Source organism: Pseudomonas wuhanensis (assembly GCF_030687395.1).
In the GTDB taxonomy this organism is placed as follows: Bacteria; Pseudomonadota; Gammaproteobacteria; order Pseudomonadales; family Pseudomonadaceae; genus Aquipseudomonas; species Aquipseudomonas wuhanensis.
This window is the reverse complement of record NZ_CP117430.1, coordinates 6,393,724-6,411,554: the sequence shown is the minus strand read 5'-3', so window position 1 is coordinate 6,411,554 and position 17,831 is coordinate 6,393,724. Positions and strand designations below refer to the sequence as shown.

14 protein-coding genes and 2 pseudogenes are annotated in these 17,831 nt (G+C 60.5%); 14 read left to right on the top strand and 2 right to left on the bottom strand.

Translation table 11 applies throughout. From position 1 onward, the window contains the following. The first annotated feature begins 10 nt into the window (after positions 1-10). From PSH88_RS29545 to PSH88_RS29480, 14 genes and pseudogenes are all read left to right on the top strand, one after another. Positions 11-2,167, top strand: coding sequence for a type I secretion system permease/ATPase (locus PSH88_RS29545; protein WP_305424278.1), 2,157 nt, complete (start codon positions 11-13; stop codon positions 2,165-2,167). Beyond that, the gene (locus tag PSH88_RS29540; RefSeq protein ID WP_305424277.1) at positions 2,157-3,524 is read left to right on the top strand and encodes an HlyD family type I secretion periplasmic adaptor subunit; all 1,368 of its coding nucleotides are present in this window, start codon (positions 2,157-2,159) and stop codon (positions 3,522-3,524) included. The genes PSH88_RS29545 and PSH88_RS29540 overlap by 11 nt, the downstream gene beginning before the upstream one ends. Before the next feature lie 311 nt (positions 3,525-3,835). Continuing rightward, positions 3,836-4,747 (top strand): TauD/TfdA dioxygenase family protein, encoded by a 912-nt coding sequence (locus PSH88_RS29535; RefSeq protein ID WP_305424276.1) that lies wholly within the window; start codon positions 3,836-3,838, stop codon positions 4,745-4,747. 15 nt (positions 4,748-4,762) lie between these two features. After that, the gene (locus tag PSH88_RS29530; protein WP_305424275.1) at positions 4,763-5,788 is read left to right on the top strand and encodes an ABC transporter substrate-binding protein; all 1,026 of its coding nucleotides are present in this window, start codon (positions 4,763-4,765) and stop codon (positions 5,786-5,788) included. 5 nt (positions 5,789-5,793) lie between these two features. Next, entirely contained in the window at positions 5,794-6,654 is an 861-nt protein-coding gene (locus PSH88_RS29525; protein WP_305424274.1) for an ABC transporter ATP-binding protein, read from the top strand. Positions 6,655-6,673: 19 nt separating this feature from the next. Then, positions 6,674-7,540 carry an ABC transporter permease gene (locus tag PSH88_RS29520; RefSeq protein ID WP_007906397.1) on the top strand — a complete coding sequence of 289 codons (867 nt, stop codon included), beginning with the start codon at positions 6,674-6,676 and terminating at the stop codon, positions 7,538-7,540. 89 nt (positions 7,541-7,629) lie between these two features. Next, positions 7,630-8,931, top strand: coding sequence for a transposase (locus PSH88_RS29515; RefSeq protein WP_305424273.1), 1,302 nt, complete (start codon positions 7,630-7,632; stop codon positions 8,929-8,931). Between the two features lie 199 nt (positions 8,932-9,130). Beyond that, positions 9,131-10,051 carry a LysR family transcriptional regulator gene (locus PSH88_RS29510; RefSeq protein ID WP_305424272.1) on the top strand — a complete coding sequence of 307 codons (921 nt, stop codon included), beginning with the start codon at positions 9,131-9,133 and terminating at the stop codon, positions 10,049-10,051. Between the two features lie 236 nt (positions 10,052-10,287). Then, entirely contained in the window at positions 10,288-11,826 is a 1,539-nt protein-coding gene (locus tag PSH88_RS29505) for an MFS transporter (protein ID WP_305424271.1), read from the top strand. A 26-nt stretch (positions 11,827-11,852) separates the two neighbouring features. Further along, positions 11,853-12,917 (top strand): HlyD family secretion protein, encoded by a 1,065-nt coding sequence (locus tag PSH88_RS29500; protein WP_305424270.1) that lies wholly within the window; start codon positions 11,853-11,855, stop codon positions 12,915-12,917. Next, positions 12,914-14,482, top strand: coding sequence for an efflux transporter outer membrane subunit (locus PSH88_RS29495; RefSeq protein ID WP_305483433.1), 1,569 nt, complete (start codon positions 12,914-12,916; stop codon positions 14,480-14,482). Before PSH88_RS29500 ends, PSH88_RS29495 begins: the two co-directional genes overlap by 4 nt. Positions 14,483-14,620: 138 nt before the next feature. Beyond that, positions 14,621-15,400, top strand: a complete 780-nt coding sequence (locus PSH88_RS29490) for an efflux RND transporter periplasmic adaptor subunit (RefSeq protein WP_305424269.1) — start codon at positions 14,621-14,623, stop codon at positions 15,398-15,400. Continuing rightward, positions 15,349-15,849, top strand: a pseudogene (locus tag PSH88_RS29485) (HlyD family secretion protein); the annotation flags it as partial. The gene PSH88_RS29490 and the pseudogene PSH88_RS29485, both read left to right, overlap by 52 nt. Before the next feature lie 17 nt (positions 15,850-15,866). Beyond that, positions 15,867-16,379 (top strand): annotated as a pseudogene (locus PSH88_RS29480) (sulfotransferase family protein); the annotation flags it as partial. A gap of 56 nt (positions 16,380-16,435) precedes the next feature. Here the strand turns inward: PSH88_RS29480 and PSH88_RS29475 are convergent. Then, complete coding sequence (locus PSH88_RS29475; RefSeq protein ID WP_305424268.1) at positions 16,436-17,194, bottom strand: slipin family protein; 759 nt, start codon at positions 17,192-17,194, stop codon at positions 16,436-16,438. Positions 17,195-17,216: 22 nt separating this feature from the next. Then, a complete protein-coding gene (locus PSH88_RS29470; protein ID WP_305424267.1) occupies positions 17,217-17,744 on the bottom strand; it encodes an NfeD family protein in 528 nt (175 codons plus the stop codon). Positions 17,745-17,831 lie beyond the last annotated feature (87 nt).

Here is a 17,831-nt window from a genome sequence, read left to right as displayed (position 1 = left end):
AGTGTCGAGCGTGGAATCAGAAGTCAGTCGAGTTCAACTCATTCATGATCCGCGCGCGCTGCATGACGATCCGTTACTGGACGGCCTGCTAGCCCTTTGCACTTTGCACCAGAAACCGGCCAGCGCCGCGATGCTGACCACCGGTCTGCCGTTACCCAAACAACGCCTGAGCGTCGAACTGCTGCCCCGCGCGGCCGCTCGCGCCGGGCTGCAGGGGCGGGTGTTGCAACGCAAGCTGGAGCAGATTCCGGCGATTGCCATGCCGGCGCTGTTGCTGCTCAAGGACGGTCGCAGCGCGGTGCTGCTCGGCTGGCACGGTGAAGACCAGGCCCGTCTGCTGCTTAGCGAAAGCGATGGTGGTGAGGTTTGCGTCAGCCGTGAACTGCTCGCCGACGATTACAGCGGCAAAGTCTTCTTCGCCCAACCCCAACACAAATTCGACGTTAACCACGGCACGCTGATCCCACGTGCGCGTTCGTGGTTTCGCGACACCCTCAAGCGTTCGCGCTGGTTGTACGCCGACGCCATCGCTGCCAGTTTTCTGATCAACATCATTGCCATGGCCGCGCCGCTGTTCGTGATGAATGTCTACGACCGCGTGGTGCCGAACCAGGCTGAGTCAACTCTTTGGGTCCTGGCCATCGGCATCACGGGCGCTTACCTGTTCGACCTGATCCTCAAGAGCCTGCGCAGCCTGTGCCTGGACCTGGCCGGCAAGAAAACCGACCTGATCATCTCCGCGACGCTGTTCGAGCGCATCGTCGGCATGGCCATGAAGTACCGCCCGGCGCGGGTCGGCAGCTTCGCCCAGAACATCCATGAATTTCAGAGCCTGCGGGATTTCCTCGCGTCGCTGACGCTCACCAGCCTGATCGACCTGCCGTTTACGCTGCTGATCTTTATGGTCATCGCGATCCTGGGTGGGCATCTGGTGTGGATTCCGGTGCTGGCGTTCCCGATTGCGCTACTGATCGGTTATGCCTTGCAGAAGCCGCTGGTGGCGACCATGGAGCGAACCATGGCCCTGGGCGCCGAGCGCCAGTCGAGCCTGATCGAAACCCTCGCCGGTCTCGATGCGGTGAAGGTCAACAACGCCGAAAGCGAACGCCAGTATCAGTGGGAGCAAACCATCGGCACTCTCAGTCGCCTCGAGTTGCGGGTGAAAATGCTGTCCGGTCTGGCGATGAACATCACCTTGCTGATCCAGCAGCTGGCTGGGGTGATCATGATCGTCTTCGGCGTGTACCAGATCATCGACGGCCACCTGAGCATGGGCGGTTTGATCGCGTGCTACATGCTCAGCGGTCGTGCCCTCAGCCCATTGGCCTCGCTGTCCGGCCTGCTGACCCGCTACCAGCAAGCCCGTGTGACCATGACCTCGGTCGATCAGATGATGGAGCTGCCGCAGGAACGCAATTTCGACGAGCGTCCGCTGAGCCGCAAGGTGCTGCAAGGCGCCATTGAATGCCGTCAGCTGAGCTTCACTTACCCGGATCAGCAGAACCCCGCGCTGAAGGGCATCAACCTGACCATCAAGCCCGGCGAAAAAATCGGCATCATCGGTCGCAGCGGCTCGGGCAAAAGCTCCCTGGCCAAATTGCTGGTGGGCCTCTATCAGCCGGACGACGGCGCACTGCTGGTCGATGGTGTGGATATCCGTCAGATCGACGTCAGCGAACTGCGCCACAACATCGGCTACGTGCCCCAGGACATCCAGTTGCTCGCCGGTACATTGCGCGACAACCTGGTGTCGGGCGCGCGCTATGTCGAAGACGAACTGGTGCTGCAAGCGGCGGAGCTGGCGGGCGTCCACGAATTCGCCCGTCTGCACCCGCAAGGTTATGAGCTGCAAGTCGGTGAGCGTGGGCAGAACCTGTCTGGCGGTCAGCGTCAGAACGTCGCCCTGGCCAGAGCGCTGTTGCTCAACCCACCGATCCTGCTGCTGGACGAACCGACCAGCGCCATGGACAACACCGGCGAAGAACGCCTCAAGCAACGCCTCGCTGCGGTGGTTGAAAACAAGACCGTGGTGCTGGTGACGCACCGGGCTTCGCTGTTGTCGCTGGTGGATCGCCTGTTGGTGATCGACCGTGGGCAGATACTCGCCGATGGCCCGAAAGCCGCGGTGATGGAAGCGTTGAAGAAGGGGCAGATCAGTGTTGCTTAAGTCCGGGGTCAAAGATTCCATCCGCCGCTACTTCAAAGGCTCCGCGTCGCTGCAAGGCCAGCCTCTTCCCGAGGTCAACAAAGCGCTGATCGAAGACGCCCCGCGGGTGGTGCGGTTGACGATCTGGGCGATCATCGGCTTCTTCGTGTTCCTGATGCTCTGGGCCAACTTCGCGGTGATCGATGAAGTCACCAAGGGCGACGGCAAGGCGATTCCGTCGTCGAAGATCCAGAAAATCCAGAACCTCGAGGGCGGCATCGTCTCCGAGTTGTTCGTCACCGAAGGGCAGATCGTCGAGGCTGGCGCGCCGCTGATTCGTCTGGACGACACGCGGTTTGCCTCCAACGTCGGTGAAACCGAAGCCGATCGGCTGTCGATGCTGCTGCGTGTGGAACGCTTGAGCGCCGAGGTCGATGACCGTCCGCTGAACTTCCCCGCCGATGTGCTCAAGGCTGTTCCCACTCAGGCTGCCAGCGAAGAGTCGCTGTACATCAGCCGTCGCCAGCAACTGCACGATGAAATCGGTGGCTTGCAGGAGCAATTGATCCAGCGTCAGCAAGAGCTGCGCGAGTTCACCTCCAAACAGTCTCAGTATCGCAGCGCGTTGTCGCTGCAGCGTCAGGAAATCAACATGTCCGAGCCGTTGGTGGCTCAGGGCGCGGTGTCACCGGTGGAGGTTTTGCGACTCAAGCGTGCCGAGGTCGAAACCCGCGGCCAACTGGACGCCACCACGCTGGCGATTCCTCGCGCCGAATCGGCGATCAAGGAAGTGCAGCGCAAGATCGATGAGACGCGCGGCAAGTTCCGCAGCGAAGCCCTGACTCAACTCAACGAAGCACGCACCGATCTGAACAAGGCCCAAGCCACTGGCAAGGCCCTGGAAGACCGGGTCAGCCGGACGTTGGTGACATCGCCCGTGCGCGGCATCGTCAACAAGTTGCTGGTGAACACCATCGGCGGCGTAATCCAGCCGGGCAGCGATCTGGTGGAGATCGTGCCACTGGATGACACCTTGCTGGTAGAAGCCAAGATTCGCCCGCAAGACATCGCCTTCCTGCACCCGGGGCAAGACGCCACGGTGAAGTTCACGGCTTACGACTACACCATTTACGGTGGGCTGAAGGCCAAGCTGGAGCAGATCGGTGCCGACACCATCACCGACGAAGACAAGAAGACTACGTACTACATCATCAAACTGCGCACCGAGCGCAGTCACCTGGGGACGGATGAAAAACCGTTGCTGATTATTCCGGGGATGGTGGCGTCGGTGGACATCATTACCGGCAAGAAAACTGTGCTCAGTTATTTGCTCAAGCCGATTATCCGGGCTCGGGCCGAGGCGTTGCACGAGAGGTAGTTTTTGGTGCGGTTGATTGATCGTTCCCACGCTCTGCGTGGGAATGCCGCCATGGACGCTCCGCGTCCACTGTGACGCAGAGCGTCACGGGATGTATTCCCACGCAGGAGCGTGGGAACAATTGGTGGTAGATAAAAGCCATATCGTTATTCGCTAACGGTATTTAAATTTCAATTCTTATACCCATAAAGTCATTCTCCTGCGTACCTGCCGACCAATCGGCGCGCCGCACGACACGAACCAACACGGGACCTCCGTGAGTTTCTGATCGACGCGCGCCCTTGAGCGTGCCGTGCGTGGGAGTGATTTTTATGTCAGCCGTCTCTTTTTCTCCAAAACATCCATCAACCAGCGCCGCCAGCATCGCGTCGCAAGCCTTCGAAATCCGCCCGTTCAACGGCGCCGTCGGTGCCGAAATCATCGGCCTGGACCTGTCCCGCCCGATCAACGATCAGGACTTCGCCCGAATCCATCGTGCGCATCTGGATCATCACGTCGTGGTGTTCCGCGACCAGCGCATCACCCCCGAACAGCAGATCGCCTTCAGCCGCCGTTTCGGCGTGTTGCAGATCCATGTGCTCAAGCAGTTCCTGCTGGCCGGGCATCCGGAAATCCTCATCGTTTCCAACATCATCGAAAACGGCCAATCCATCGGCCTCGGTGACGCCGGCAAGTTCTGGCATTCGGATCTCTCCTATAAGGAACTGCCAAGCCTGGGCTCGATGCTGCATGCCCAGGAGCTGCCGTCCGAAGGCGGCGACACCCTGTTCGCTGACATGCACAAAGCGTGGGACAGCCTGCCCGAAGCGCTGCGCAAAGCTGTCGAAGGTCGCTCGGCCGCGCATTCCTACACGGCGCGCTACAGCGAGAGCAAATTCGAGGGCAACTGGCGCCCGACCCTGACGCCGGAGCAACTCGCTCAGGTTGCCGAAGTCGTCCATCCCATCGTCCGCACCCACCCGGAAAACGGCCGCAAAGCGTTGTTCGTCAGTGAGGGTTTCACCACCCGCATCGTCGGTTTGCCGGAAGACGAGAGCAAACAATTGCTCGACGAGCTCTATGCCCACAGCGTGCTGCCGCAAAACATTTACCGCCATCAGTGGCAGGCCCACGACTTGGTGTTCTGGGACAACCGTTCGCTGATTCACCTTGCCGCCGGATGCCCCAGCCATCTGCGCCGCAAGTTGTATCGCACCACCATCCAGGGCGACGCGCCTTTCTGATTTCGGAGAACCCTCATGTCCAAACGTCTTCCATTTGCACCGTTGGCCGCTGCTATCGGCCTGGGTTTCAGCCTGCTCGCCGGCAGCCTGTTGGCGCCGACCGTGGCCCATGCCGAAGGTGAAATCCGTATCGCCGAACAGTTCGGCATCGTTTATCTGCTGCTCAACGTGGTGCGTGATCAGAACCTGATCGAGAAGTACGGCAAGCAGGAAGGCATCGACATCAAGGTCGACTGGACTCAGCTCTCTGGTGGTTCGGCGGTCAACGATGCATTGCTCTCCGGTTCCATCGACATTGCCGGTGCCGGCGTCGGCCCGCTGCTGACCATCTGGGACCGCACTCACGGCAAGCAGAACGTCAAAGCCGTCGCTTCCCTGGGCAACTTCCCTTACTACCTGGTGAGCAATAATCCGAAGGTCAAAACCATCGCCGACTTCACCGAAAAGGACCGCATTGCGGTGCCGGCGGTCGGGGTCTCGGTGCAGTCGCGCTTCCTGCAATACGCGGCGGCCAAGCAATGGGGCGACAAGGAATTCAATCGCCTCGACAAGTACACCATCGCCGTTCCGCACCCGGATGCCACCGCGGCACTGATCGCCGGCGGCACCGAGTTGAGCGGGCATTTCTCCAACCCGCCGTTCCAGGATCAGGCGCTGGAAAACCCCAACGTGCATGTGGTGCTGAACACCTATGACTTGCTTGGCCCGAACTCGCCGACCGTGCTGTTCGCCACCGAAAAATTCCGCAACGAGAACCCGAAAACCTACAAAGCCTTCATCGCCGCGCTGACCGAAGCGGCCGAGTTTGCGCAGAACGATAAAGGCGCGGCGGCCGACACCTATATCCGCGTCACCAAGGCCAAAATCGACCGCGCGGCGTTGCTGAAAATCATCGACAACCCGCAGTTCGAATTCAGCATCACGCCGAAAAATACTTACCCGCTGGCTGAGTTCCTCTATCGCGTCGGTGCGATCAAAAACAAACCGGATTCGTGGAAGGACTACTTCTTCCAGGACGCCCAGCCGCTGCAAGGGAGCTGACCGACATGAACGCCCTTTTGCAAGGCCACGCGGCCAGCAATCCGGTCGCGGCAGCGCAAGCGCTGCTGGCGGTCGACCAGGTCAGCCTGGAATACCGCACGCCTGCGCGTGTGGTTCGAGCGACCCATCAAGTCAGTTTCGAGATCGATCCGGCGGACCGTTTTGTGCTGCTCGGTCCTTCTGGCTGCGGCAAGTCGACGTTGCTCAAAGCCGTTGCCGGGTTCATTCAGCCCTGTGAGGGCGAGATTCGCCTGCAAGGCCAGCGGGTCGATGCGCCGGGGCCGGACCGGATTGTGGTGTTCCAGGAGTTCGACCAACTGCCACCCTGGAAAACCGTCAAACAGAACGTGATGTTTCCGCTGCTCGCTTCCAAAACCCTCAAACGCCGCGAAGCTGAAGAGCGTGCGCTGCACTATCTGGACAAAGTCGGCCTGGCGGCGTTTGCCGATGCCTATCCACATACCTTGTCTGGCGGCATGAAAGCTCGCGTGGCCATCGCCCGCGCTCTGGCGATGCAACCGAAAATCCTGTTGATGGACGAACCCTTCGCTGCCCTCGACGCGCTGACCCGGCGCAAGATGCAGGAAGAATTGCTGCTGCTCTGGGAGGAGGTGCGCTTCACGTTGCTGTTCGTCACTCACTCCATCGAAGAGGCGTTGGTGGTGGGCAACCGGATCCTGCTGCTGTCGCCCCATCCGGGTCGGGTGCGGGCGGAAGTCCACAGCCATCAATACGACTTGCACAGCTTGGGTGGCGTTGCGTTCCAGGAATCGGCGCGGCGGATTCATCGGCTGCTGTTTGATGAAGGTCAGTCGCCGGAAACCGAGCGGGAGCTGGATTTCGCCGACATTCGCATCGCTTATTGAGCCATTGGAGGATTGCCCGATGAGCCATTCATCATCTGCGCGTAAAGAGTACGAAACTGTTTTGCAGCCGCTGACCAGCGTACCGCTGGAGCGTGAATTGCCGCTCGGTCAGCGTCTCTGGCAGCAGGGCTGGCTACGCAAAAGCCTGATTCTGATTTTGCTCGCGGTGCTTTGGGAGGCCGTCGCTCGATATCAGAACAACGACCTGCTGCTGCCAAGCTTTTTGCAAACCGCCAGCGCGCTGCAGGATGGCCTGCTCAGCGGCGAACTGCTGGGCAAGGTGTGGATTTCGCTGGTTGTGTTGCTCAAGGGTTACCTGATCGGCATCGTTCTGGCGTTTGTCCTGACGACGCTGGCGGTATCGACCCGGTTCGGTCGTGATCTGCTGAGCACGCTGACCTCAATGTTCAATCCATTGCCGGCCATTGCGCTGTTGCCGCTGGCGCTGCTGTGGTTTGGCCTGGGGCAGAACAGCCTGATTTTTGTACTGGTGCATTCGGTGCTCTGGGCGTTGGCCTTGAACACCTATGCCGGGTTTCTTGGCGTTTCGGAAACCTTGCGCATGGCCGGGCGCAATTACGGCCTCAAGGGCATGCGTTTCGTGCTGTTCATTCTGATCCCGGCCGCGCTGCCGTCGATCCTCGCCGGGCTGAAAATCGGCTGGGCCTTCGCTTGGCGTACGCTGATCGCTGCTGAATTGGTGTTTGGCGCTACCAGTGGCAAGGGTGGGTTGGGTTGGTACATCTTCCAGAACCGTAATGAGCTGTACACCGATAAGGTATTTGCCGGGTTGGCGGTGGTGATCTTGATTGGGTTGCTGGTGGAGAATCTGGTGTTTGATACGTTGGAGCGGGTTACTGTGAAGCGGTGGGGGATGCAGCGCTGAGTTTTGCGGTGACTGATCTGGCCCCATCGCGGCATAGGTATCTACACATCTCCCGATCCTGGTCTATAAAGGGACGGCATGGATATCAAATGACCGGGCTAGATGCCCGACTGACAAAACGATACGACGAGTTAGTCATGGGACACAGTAATGGACTACCGGCGCTGGCCGCCGGGATGAAAGCCTTGCCGCGAAGCGACAAGGCTTTTGCACAGACGCAAGCCCTTTGGCGATTTTTGAGCAATGACCGGGTTCGGCCCGTTGACCTGGTTAAACCGCTGCTGGCGTTAGCCCACGAGGGTTGTCGGGATGACTGTGATGATTACGCGCTGGTCATGCACGATTGGTCTCGGCTCAATTACATGCACCACCACAGCAAGGCTGATCGCCTGCAAATGACCCACCGAGGCGATATCGGGTACGAGCTGCAAAGCAGCCTGCTGGTCACCGACCGTGACGGTGCACCGATCTGTACTCCCGCTCAAAATCTGGCGACCAAGGACGGCGTGCTCAGCACGCGAGCCGAAGAAGTGCTGGTCCCTGAGAAGCATCTGCATGAACTGACACAACGTATCACTTGGCTGGAACAGCAGAATTTTGCCAAGCCGCTTGTCCATATCGTGGATCGAGAGGCTGATTCGGTCGCTCACCTGAGGCAATGGCAGGCCGAGGGTCGGCAATGGCTGGTGCGAGTCAAGGCCGGTTCCACGGCCAGTCATGCAGGTCAATCCAGGGCCCTGAGTCAAATTGCTCGCGAGATGACTTACCGCAAAACTCGCAAGGTGGACTACAAAGGAAAACCGGCCATTCAATGGGTGGGAGAAACCGCCGTCGTGCTGACTCGCCAAGCCCAGCCTTTCACCAAAGACAGGGCCGACCGCAAGACGCTGCGCAAGTCTGGTGAGCCGTTGCCGGCCCGGCTCGTCGTGAGCCGAATACTGGGAGCCGATGGTCACCTGCTGGCCGAATGGTATTTGCTGAGCAACCTTGAGCAAGAGGTCGCAGATGAACGATTGGCGCTCTGGTATTACTGGCGCTGGCGTATCGAGTCCTACTTCAAACTGCTTAAAGGGGGTGGGCATCAGCTGGAAAACTGGCAGCAAGAGAGCGGTGAAGCGGTGTTCAAACGGCTGTTGATCGCCAGTCAGGCATGTGCCGTCAGTTGGCGTCTGATGCGGGCTGAGGGGGAGTTTGCTGAGCAAACACGGGATTTTTTGGTCCGTCTGTCTGGTCGACAGATGAAGCGCTCGCAGCCGGTGACGGCTTCCGCGCTGCTGGCCGGTTTATACATGCTTTTGGCCATGTGCGAGACATTGGAGCAATACACGCCCCAGGAACTGGCGGGTTTTGCTAAAGAGGCCATCGGCTGGGTGGCCAGCCGAAGACTTTAGAGATGTGTAGATACCTATGCCCATCGCGGGCAAGCCCGCTCCCACAGTGATCTTCAGTGGATGCGGACTATGTGTTCGACACAGAACCCTGTGGGAGCGGGCTTGCCCGCGATGGCGCCAGACCTGCCAATACATCAGTCAGGAGGATGTTTGCTAGCATTGCGTCTGAATCAATCCAGATCAGACACGAGTGCTCAGCATGCAACTCCCGGACATGAACCTGTTGGTCGCCCTCGACGCCTTGCTCGATGAGGGCAGTGTGGTGGGCGCTGCGCGGCGGATGAACCTCAGTCCGGCGGCGATGAGCCGGACGCTGACGCGGATTCGCGAGGCCATCGGCGATCCGATTCTGGTGCGCGCCGGTCGTGGTCTGGTGCCGACGCCCAAGGCGCTGGAGTTGCGCGAGCAAGTGCGGAACCTGGTGGAGCAGGCCGCGTTGTTATTCCGCTCCGCCGATGATGTGGATCTGGGCAGTTTGCGCCGACGGTTCAGCATTCGCGCCAATGATTTCTTTGTTGGCGTCTACGGCGGCAAGCTATTCGACACGATGGAACGCCAGGCCCCGCATTGCGAATTGCGCTTTGTCCCCGAGGGCGATGGAGACGACGAAGCCTTGCGCGAAGGACGCATCGATCTGAGCGTCAGCAACAATCGACCGCTGATGCCGGAAGTGAAGGTGCAGAACCTGTTCTCCACCCACTTTGTCGGGCTGGTGCGTGAAGATCACCCACTGTTCGATGAAGAAATCACCGCCGAACGGTACGCCGGTTTTTCCCATATCAGCATGTCGCGCCGGGGGATTGCCCGCGGGCCGATCGACACGGCGCTCAACGCCTTGGGGCTGGAGCGGCGGGTGGCGGTGATTGCGCCGAGTTTCCATGCGGCGATGTTCGCCTTGCCGGATTCCGACCTGATCCTGCCGGTGCCCAAGGAGGCATTGCTGAGCGTGCGGCGCCTGGGCTTGAAACTGCGCTCGTTCACCCTGCCGATTCCGTTGCCGACCCTGATGCTGACCCAGGCCTGGCATCCGCGTTTCGACAAGGACCCGGCGCATCGCTGGATGCGCGAAACCCTCAAGGCCTGTTGTGATGAGACCTGGTTGGCTGCACAGCCAATCTGAGGCTGATCACCGGCCCCTGTGGGAGCGGGCTTGCCCGCGAAAGCGGTGTGTCAGTCAGCATTTATGTCGAAGGTGATGGCCTCTTCGCGGGCAAGCCCGCTCCCACAGGGATCTGTGTCGTTTTCCGGAGTTAATTGCTGCATAGAACGCACTTATAAGCTGCCAATAAGTCAATTTTCGTAAGCTTCCACGCTCCCTAAAATGCTTCGGTATTCCCCTTCCGGAGCTTGCAGTACATGACTTCCCTCACGGTCACGGCGCCTCTCGCCGCGGCCAAACCAGCGGCCGCCGTCGCGCCACCGGTCTTCGGCCCGCGAATCATCATCGGTCTGGTGGGCGTGTTGCTGGCGGTGTTGGTGTCAGGCCTGAACGAGATGGTGACCAAGGTCGCCCTGGCCGATATTCGCGGCGCGTTGGCCATCGGTTACGACGAAGGCACCTGGCTGGTCGCGAGTTATACCGCAACCTCGGTGGCCGCCATGGCGTTTGCCCCTTGGTGTTCGGTGACGTTTTCGTTGCGGCGCTTCACCCTGTACGCGATCAGCGCGTTCACCCTGTTGGGTGTGTTGTGCCCGTTCGCCCCGAATTACGAAAGCTTGCTGGTCATGCGCACCTTGCAAGGCCTGGCCGGCGGCGCGTTGCCGCCGATGCTGATGACCGTCGCCCTGCGGTTTCTGCCGGCCAACGTGAAACTCTATGGCCTGGCCGGTTATGCCCTGACGGCCACCTTCGGCCCCGGTCTCGGCACGCCGCTGGCCGGGTTGTGGACCGAGTACGTCGGCTGGCAATGGACCTTCTGGCAAATCGTCGTGCCGTGCCTGATTGCCATGGCGGCGGTGGCTTACGGTTTGCCCCAGGATCCGCTGCGGCTGGAACGCTTCAAGCAGTTCAACTGGCGTGGCTTGCTGCTGGGCTTTCCGGCGATCTGCATGTTGGTGATCGGCATCCTGCAAGGCAATCGGCTGGACTGGTTCGAGTCGAGTCTGATCTGTGGACTGCTCGGCGGCGGGCTGCTGTTGCTGGTGCTGTTTTTGATCAATGAATGGTCGCAGCCGATTCCGTTCTTCAAGTTACAGATGCTCGGTATCCGTAACCTGTCGTTCGCGCTGTTGACGCTGGCCGGCGTACTGGTGGTGTTGCTCGCGGTGGTTCTCATTCCCTCCAGTTACCTGGCTCAGGTCCAGGGTTATCGCCCGGTGCAGACCGCGCCGATCATGCTGCTGGCGGCACTGCCACAGTTGATCGCGCTGCCGTTGGTGGCGGCACTGTGCAACCTGCGTTGGGTCGATTGCCGCTGGGTGCTGGGGATCGGCCTGAGCATGCTGGCGCTGTCTTGCCTCGGTGGTTCGCAGCTGACGTCGGCGTGGATTCGCGACGATTTCTACGTCCTGCAATGGCTGCAGATTTTCGGTCAGCCCATGGCCGTGCTACCGCTGTTGATGCTCTCTACCGGCAGCATCACTCCGATGGAAGGGCCGTTCGCTTCGGCCTGGTTCAATACCGTGAAAGGCCTGGCGGCGGTGATTGCCACCGGTGTGATCGAGTCGCTGACCACCGCAAGGCTGCATTTCCACTCGACCATGCTGGTGGACAATCTCGGTAATTCACCTCTGGTCGACAGCGACAGCGCGGGCCTGGCTCATCGACTGCATCAACAGGCCCTGGTGCTGACGTCCTCCGATCTTTATCTGTGCATGGCCGGTGTCGCCGTGACGCTGATCCTGCTGATTTTCTGGCTGCCGACGCGGATCTATCCACCGCGCGCGCCGACTTGAATGCTTCACTGAAACAGAAGGTTTTTATGACGACTCAATCAAAGCAAAAACTCGCTGTCGGCATTGCCGCAGTGATGGCGCTCGGCGTGTTGATTTATCTGCTGGCGCCGGGCGTGTTCGGTAAGCGTACACAGCAGAGCACAAACGATGCTTTCGTCTCGGCGGACTTCACACGGGTGGCGCCGCGCGTGGCGGGGTTCATCAAGGACGTGCTGGTGGAAGACAACCAGTTGGTCAAGGCCGGGCAGCTACTGGCGTTGATCGACGACCGCGATCTACGCGCTGCCGCTGAGGCCGCCGACGCGGAAACCCTGGTGGCCAGGGCGCAGTTGCAGAACGCTCGGGCCACCCTGGAGCGTCAGACATCGGTGATCGCTCAGGCCCAGGCCACGGTGGTTTCAGCGAAGGCTGAAATGGCCTTCGCCGAGCATGAATTGAACCGCTACAACCATCTCGCCGGCGTAGGCGCCGGCACGGTGCAGAATGCTCAGCAAGCGCGCACGCGCATCGATCAGGCCTCCGCTCGCTTGGCCAATGCCACGGCGGTGCTGGCAGCGGAACGCAAGCAGGTTGAGATCCTGACCGCCCAGCGTGATGCGGCCGAAGGTGGGCTGAAACGAGCGCAAGCGGCGCTGGAAATGGCCAGCTATGAGCTGTCGTATACGCGCATTGTTGCGCCCCAGGACGGCATGGTCGGCGAGCGCGCGGTGCGGGTCGGCGCCTATGTCACGCCGGGCAGCAAGATTCTGGCCGTGGTGCCGTTGGAGCGGGCGTATGTGGTTGCCAATTTTCAGGAAACCCAACTGACTGACGTACAGCCGGGGCAGAGCGTGCAAGTGCACGTCGACAGCCTCGGCGGCGAAGCCCTGCGCGGCCGCGTCGAGAGCATCGCACCGGCTACGGGCGTGACCTTCGCCTCGGTCAAACCGGACAACGCCACCGGCAACTTCACCAAGGTTGTGCAACGGATTCCGGTGAAAATCATTCTGGAGCCAGGGCAACCACTGGCCGAGCGGTTGCGGGTGGGGATGTCGGTGGAGGCGAGGATTGATACGGCAAGCGCCAGCGAGCATGAGGTTGCGCAGCGATGAACATTGTTAATCGCACATCCCTGTGGCGAGTGAGCTTGCTCCCGTTGGTCTGCGAAGCGGACCCAAAAATTGCGAGTGCTGCGCACTCGAACGGGAGCAAGCTCCCTCGCCACAGGGTCAGCATTCATTCAGTGGTTTTTGTGTTGAGCCTGTTTTCTTTGAGTGCCTGCACCGTCGGCCCGGACTTCCAAAAACCTCAGCCGCAACAAGTGGCCGAATGGTCGAAACCGTCCAAAGCCGCCGCCAGTGAAGCAGTAACTACCGACATGAACGAACGCTGGTGGGAGATATTCCACGACCCAAAACTCTCGGCCCTGACCCAACGCGCCCTGACCGACAACCTCGACCTGAAACTCGCCAGCAGCCGCTTGCAGCAAAGCCGCGCCGCGCGCCAGGTGATCACCGCCGACCGCTATCCCAACACCGCCGCCACCGGCAGCTACGGGCGCAAACGCAACAGTGGTGAAGGCCTGAACGATCCGTCGGGCAATAACGGCGACTCGGCGTTCAACCTGTGGGACGCAGGCTTTTCCGCCTCTTGGGAGCTGGATTTCTGGGGCCGTGTGCGCCGTGAAACCGAAGCCGCCGATGCCACGCTGGAAGTGGCGGAAAACGATCGTCGCGGCGTGCTGCTGTCGGTGCTCGCCGAAACCGCTCAGGACTACATTCAGCTACGCGGCGTGCAAAGCACCCGGGCCGTCACCGAGCAAAACCTCGACGTCGCCCGGCATAGTTTGAAACTCTCGCAACTGCGTCTGGCCGACGGTGTGGCGACGGATCTGGACGTTGCCGAAGCCGCTGCGCAAGTCGAGGCCATCGAATCACGTTTGCCGGCGCTGGAGCAGCTTCAGTCGCAACTGATCAACGCCCTTAGCCTGTTGATGGGCGAACCGCCACAAGCGCTGTCCGCCGAGTTATCCACAGACGCCCCGGTGCCGCAAACCCCGCGTCAGGTCGCCATCGGCTTGCCCTCGCAATTGGCCGAGCGCCGTCCCGACATCCGTCAGGCCGAAGCCCGTCTGCATGCAGCGACCGCCAGCATCGGCGTGGCCAAGGGCGACTTTTATCCGCGGATCACCCTGTCGGGCAACATCGGCTCACAAGCCATGCAACTGAGCGATTTCGGCTCGTGGGGCTCGCGCTCGTTCGGCATCGGCCCGCAGTTCAGCCTGCCGCTGTTCGACGGCGGTCGCCTGCGCGGCATGCTGCACTTGCGCGAAGCTCAGCAACAGGAAGCGGCCCTGGCCTATCAGCAAACCGTGCTGCGGGCCTGGCATGAAATCGACGATCAACTCACCGCCTACAACGCTAGCCAGTTGCGCCGCGATCATCTCGCCGAAGCCGTGCGCCAAAACCAGATCGCCCTGCGCACCGCGCAACAGCAGTACGTCGAAGGGGTGGTGGATTTCGTCAACGTCCTCACCGTGCAAGGTGAATTGCTGGCAACCCAGCAGCAGTGGGTCGAGAGCTCGACCGGGGTGTCGTTGGCGATGGTGGGGTTGTACAAGGCGTTGGGTGGGGGATGGGAGTCGGTGTATCCGGTGGCAGAGACGGCGCAGCGCTAGATCTGTTGCGCCTTCTGGATGATTTGTAAGGCAATTAATACTGATCAGCGAGCACGCTCTTTCAACCAATGATGGCCATCCGCTTGACGCTCACCCCCGCTGTCTTAGACTCCGCTCATCCGTCAGGGAGTAACGGTTATGCGGCGTTTTCGTATTTGGGTTATTGGATTGACCTTTGTAACGTGCGTAGTACAGGCGCAAACGCCTGCGCCAGACGATCCGTTGCTGGAAAGCAACGCGGTCGGCGGTAACGCGTTAGCCAGCAGTGAGGCCCGTGGTGTGTTGCGAGCCCGGGATCAGGCTGTGCTCGCCAGTGAGTTGTCCGGGCGGATTGTCGAGTTGCCGTTCAGTGAGGGCGAGTCGTTCAAGAAGGGCGATACCCTGGCGCGGTTTGACTGTTCGGCTTATCAGGCTCAGCTCAACGCGGCTCAGGCCGCCAGCCGTGGTGCTGGTGAAGAGCTGGCGCACAACAAACAACTGGCGGCGTTGAATTCGGTGGGGCGCTTTGAAGTGGCGCGGGCCGAGGCCAAGGTCAGCGAAACTCAGGCGCAATCTCAGGTTTATCAAGTTCAGGTCAAGCGTTGCAGCGTGGTGGCGCCGTTCGATGGTCAGGTCGTCGAGCGCAAGGTCAAGCGCTACGAAAGCGTCGCCGCTGGCACGCCTTTGCTGGACGTTGTCGACAACCGCACCCTGGAAATTCACCTGTTGGTGCCGTCACGCTGGATGGGCAAGCTCAAGCCCGGCCAGACCTTCAGTTTTGTCCCCGATGAAACCGGTCAGCCGCTGGATGCCACGGTCAAACGCCTCGGTGCGCGGATCGACGAAGGCAGCCAGACCTTGCTGCTGGTAGCGGCGCTGCCCAACGCCAACCCGATTGGCAAAGTCTGTCAGCCGCTCAGGTGTTCTGGCTGCCGCTGATCGATCATCAGGGCGAGGTGTTCGGCGGTCTGTGGCTGGCGCGGGATGTGCCGTGGAACCCTTCTGAACAAGTGTTGCTGTCGCAACTGGGTGACACTTACAGTCACGCCTGGCTGGCGCTGCAACCGCGCAAACCCTGGCGATTGCGCTGGACGCGCAAGCGTCAGGTGGCGCTGGTTGCCGTGTTGTTGCTCGGGTTGCTGATCCCGGTGCGCCAATCGGTGCTGGCACCGGCCGAAGTCGTCCCGTTGGGCGGTCGTGTGGTCGCGGCGCCGCTGGACGGGGTGATCGCCGAGTTTCTGGTCAAACCCAACCAGACGGTGAAAACCGGCGACCTGCTGCTGCGCTTCGAAAGCACCACGCTCAAGGCTCAGGCCGATGTGGCCGAGCGTGCCCTGGGCGTTGCCGAAGCGGAGCTCAAGGCCAATTCCCAACGCTCCTTCGCCGATCGGCACCTGGGTTTCCGGTGATTAAACTCGACGCCTGGAACATTGGTGAACTGCCATTGTTGCGCGAGTGCTTCCCCGAAACACCGTGGTTGTTTCTTTATTGCGATCCACTGGAAATTGCCGTCTCGCATCTGCGTCGCCCAGGTATGCATATGGTGCCGGGGTTGATTGGCGCCAGCGTGCTGGATGACGAACTTCCGTTCAGCAGCGGTGAGGATTACATCGCCCGACGATTGGGGCGGTTGCTGGCATCGGGGTTGGCGCAATGCCGGGTGTTTGGCGGCTTGGCGGTGAACTACAGCGAACTGCCGCAGGCCATGGCGGGGCGGTTGGCAACGTTCTTTGCATTGGATATCGAGCAGCGCAGGCAAGTGTTTGCGGCGGTGGGGCAACATGCCAAGCAGCCGTCGCAGGCATTTGTCGATGACAGCGATGGCAAGCATCGTGAAGCCTCGGTGCTGCTTAATGAACACATACAACAATGGGCGCTAGAGCCTTATAAGGCTGTGGAGCAATTGCGCAAAATATGATTGAAATGGCTTTTGTGGCGAGAGAGCTTGCTCCCTCGCCACAGGTCATCGGTGCATCAAGGCTTCGACGACAAATCCGCCATCCCCTTGAGCAACTCGATCGGCAGCGGGAAGACGATGGTCGAACTCTTGTCCCCGGCAATCGAACTCAGCGTCTGCATGTAACGTAATTGCATGGCCCCGGGTTGACGGCCGAGCATTTCGGCAGCCTGCATGAGTTTTTCCGAGGCCTGCAATTCGCCTTCGGCGTGGATCACCTTGGCCCGACGTTCCCGTTCGGCCTCGGCCTGTCTGGCAATGGCGCGGATCATCGATTCGTTGAGGTCCACGTGCTTGATCTCGACGTTGGCCACTTTGATACCCCAGGCATCGGTCTGCGCATCGAGCACTTGCTGGATGTCGATGTTCAACCGTTCCCGTTCGGCCAGCAATTCGTCGAGTTCATGTTTACCGAGCACCGCCCGCAATGTGGTCTGCGCCAGTTGGCTGGTGGCCATGAGAAAGTCTTCGACCTGAATGATCGCCCTTTGCGGATCGAGCACGCGGAAATACAGCACCGCGTTGACCTTGACCGAGACGTTGTCGCGGGTGATCACGTCTTGTGGCGGTATGTCGAGCACCACGGTCCGCAGGTCGACACGAACCATTTGTTGAACCGCCGGGATCAGCAAGATCAGCCCAGGCCCCTTGACCTGCCAGAAGCGTCCGAGCTGGAACACCACGCCGCGCTCATATTCGCGCAGGATGCGGAAGGTCGACCCCGCCAGTGCAATCAGCAATAACAGGAGCGCGGCAAAACCCAGTTGCAGACCCATGACTATTCTCCGCCATCATTGTTCATGCGGGCGCCGCGTCAGCCGCGACCACTTCCAGCAATAGACCCTTGCGTGCCACCACCCGGACCTGTTGACCCGGTTGCAGCGGTGTTTCACTTGAAACCTGCCATTGCTCGCCTTGCAGATGCACCCAGCCGATGTATGCATTACCGCCCTGCAACGACGTTATTGGCGTCACGCTGCCGAGTAATTCGTCGTCGCCGGTGACGTTGCGGCGCGGTCGGGTTTTCAAGGCGCGGATCAGCAGGAAAGTCAGCAGCAATGCGCTGATCAGTCCCAGGCCGATCATCAAGGGAATGGGGACTTCGGTGTTGGTCAGAATCACCGCCCCAATCACGAACATTACAAGGCCGCCCAGACCGACCACGCCGTAATTGGGCAAGGCCGCCTCGGCGATCAGAAACGCAATGCCGAATGTGATCAGCCAGAGCCCGATGGGGTCGGGAACCAGCACCACGAGAGTGTCCGCCGCGAAAACCGGTCCGCTCAGGGCCAGCAGCAGCGCAATTGCACAGCAACGCATGTTCACTTGACCCTCCGGGAGAGTCATCCGTCCGCGAGCCGGTCATGGCTCTGTGTACAAGTCTAGTTGAGCCTGTGGCTGTATGAATTTTGA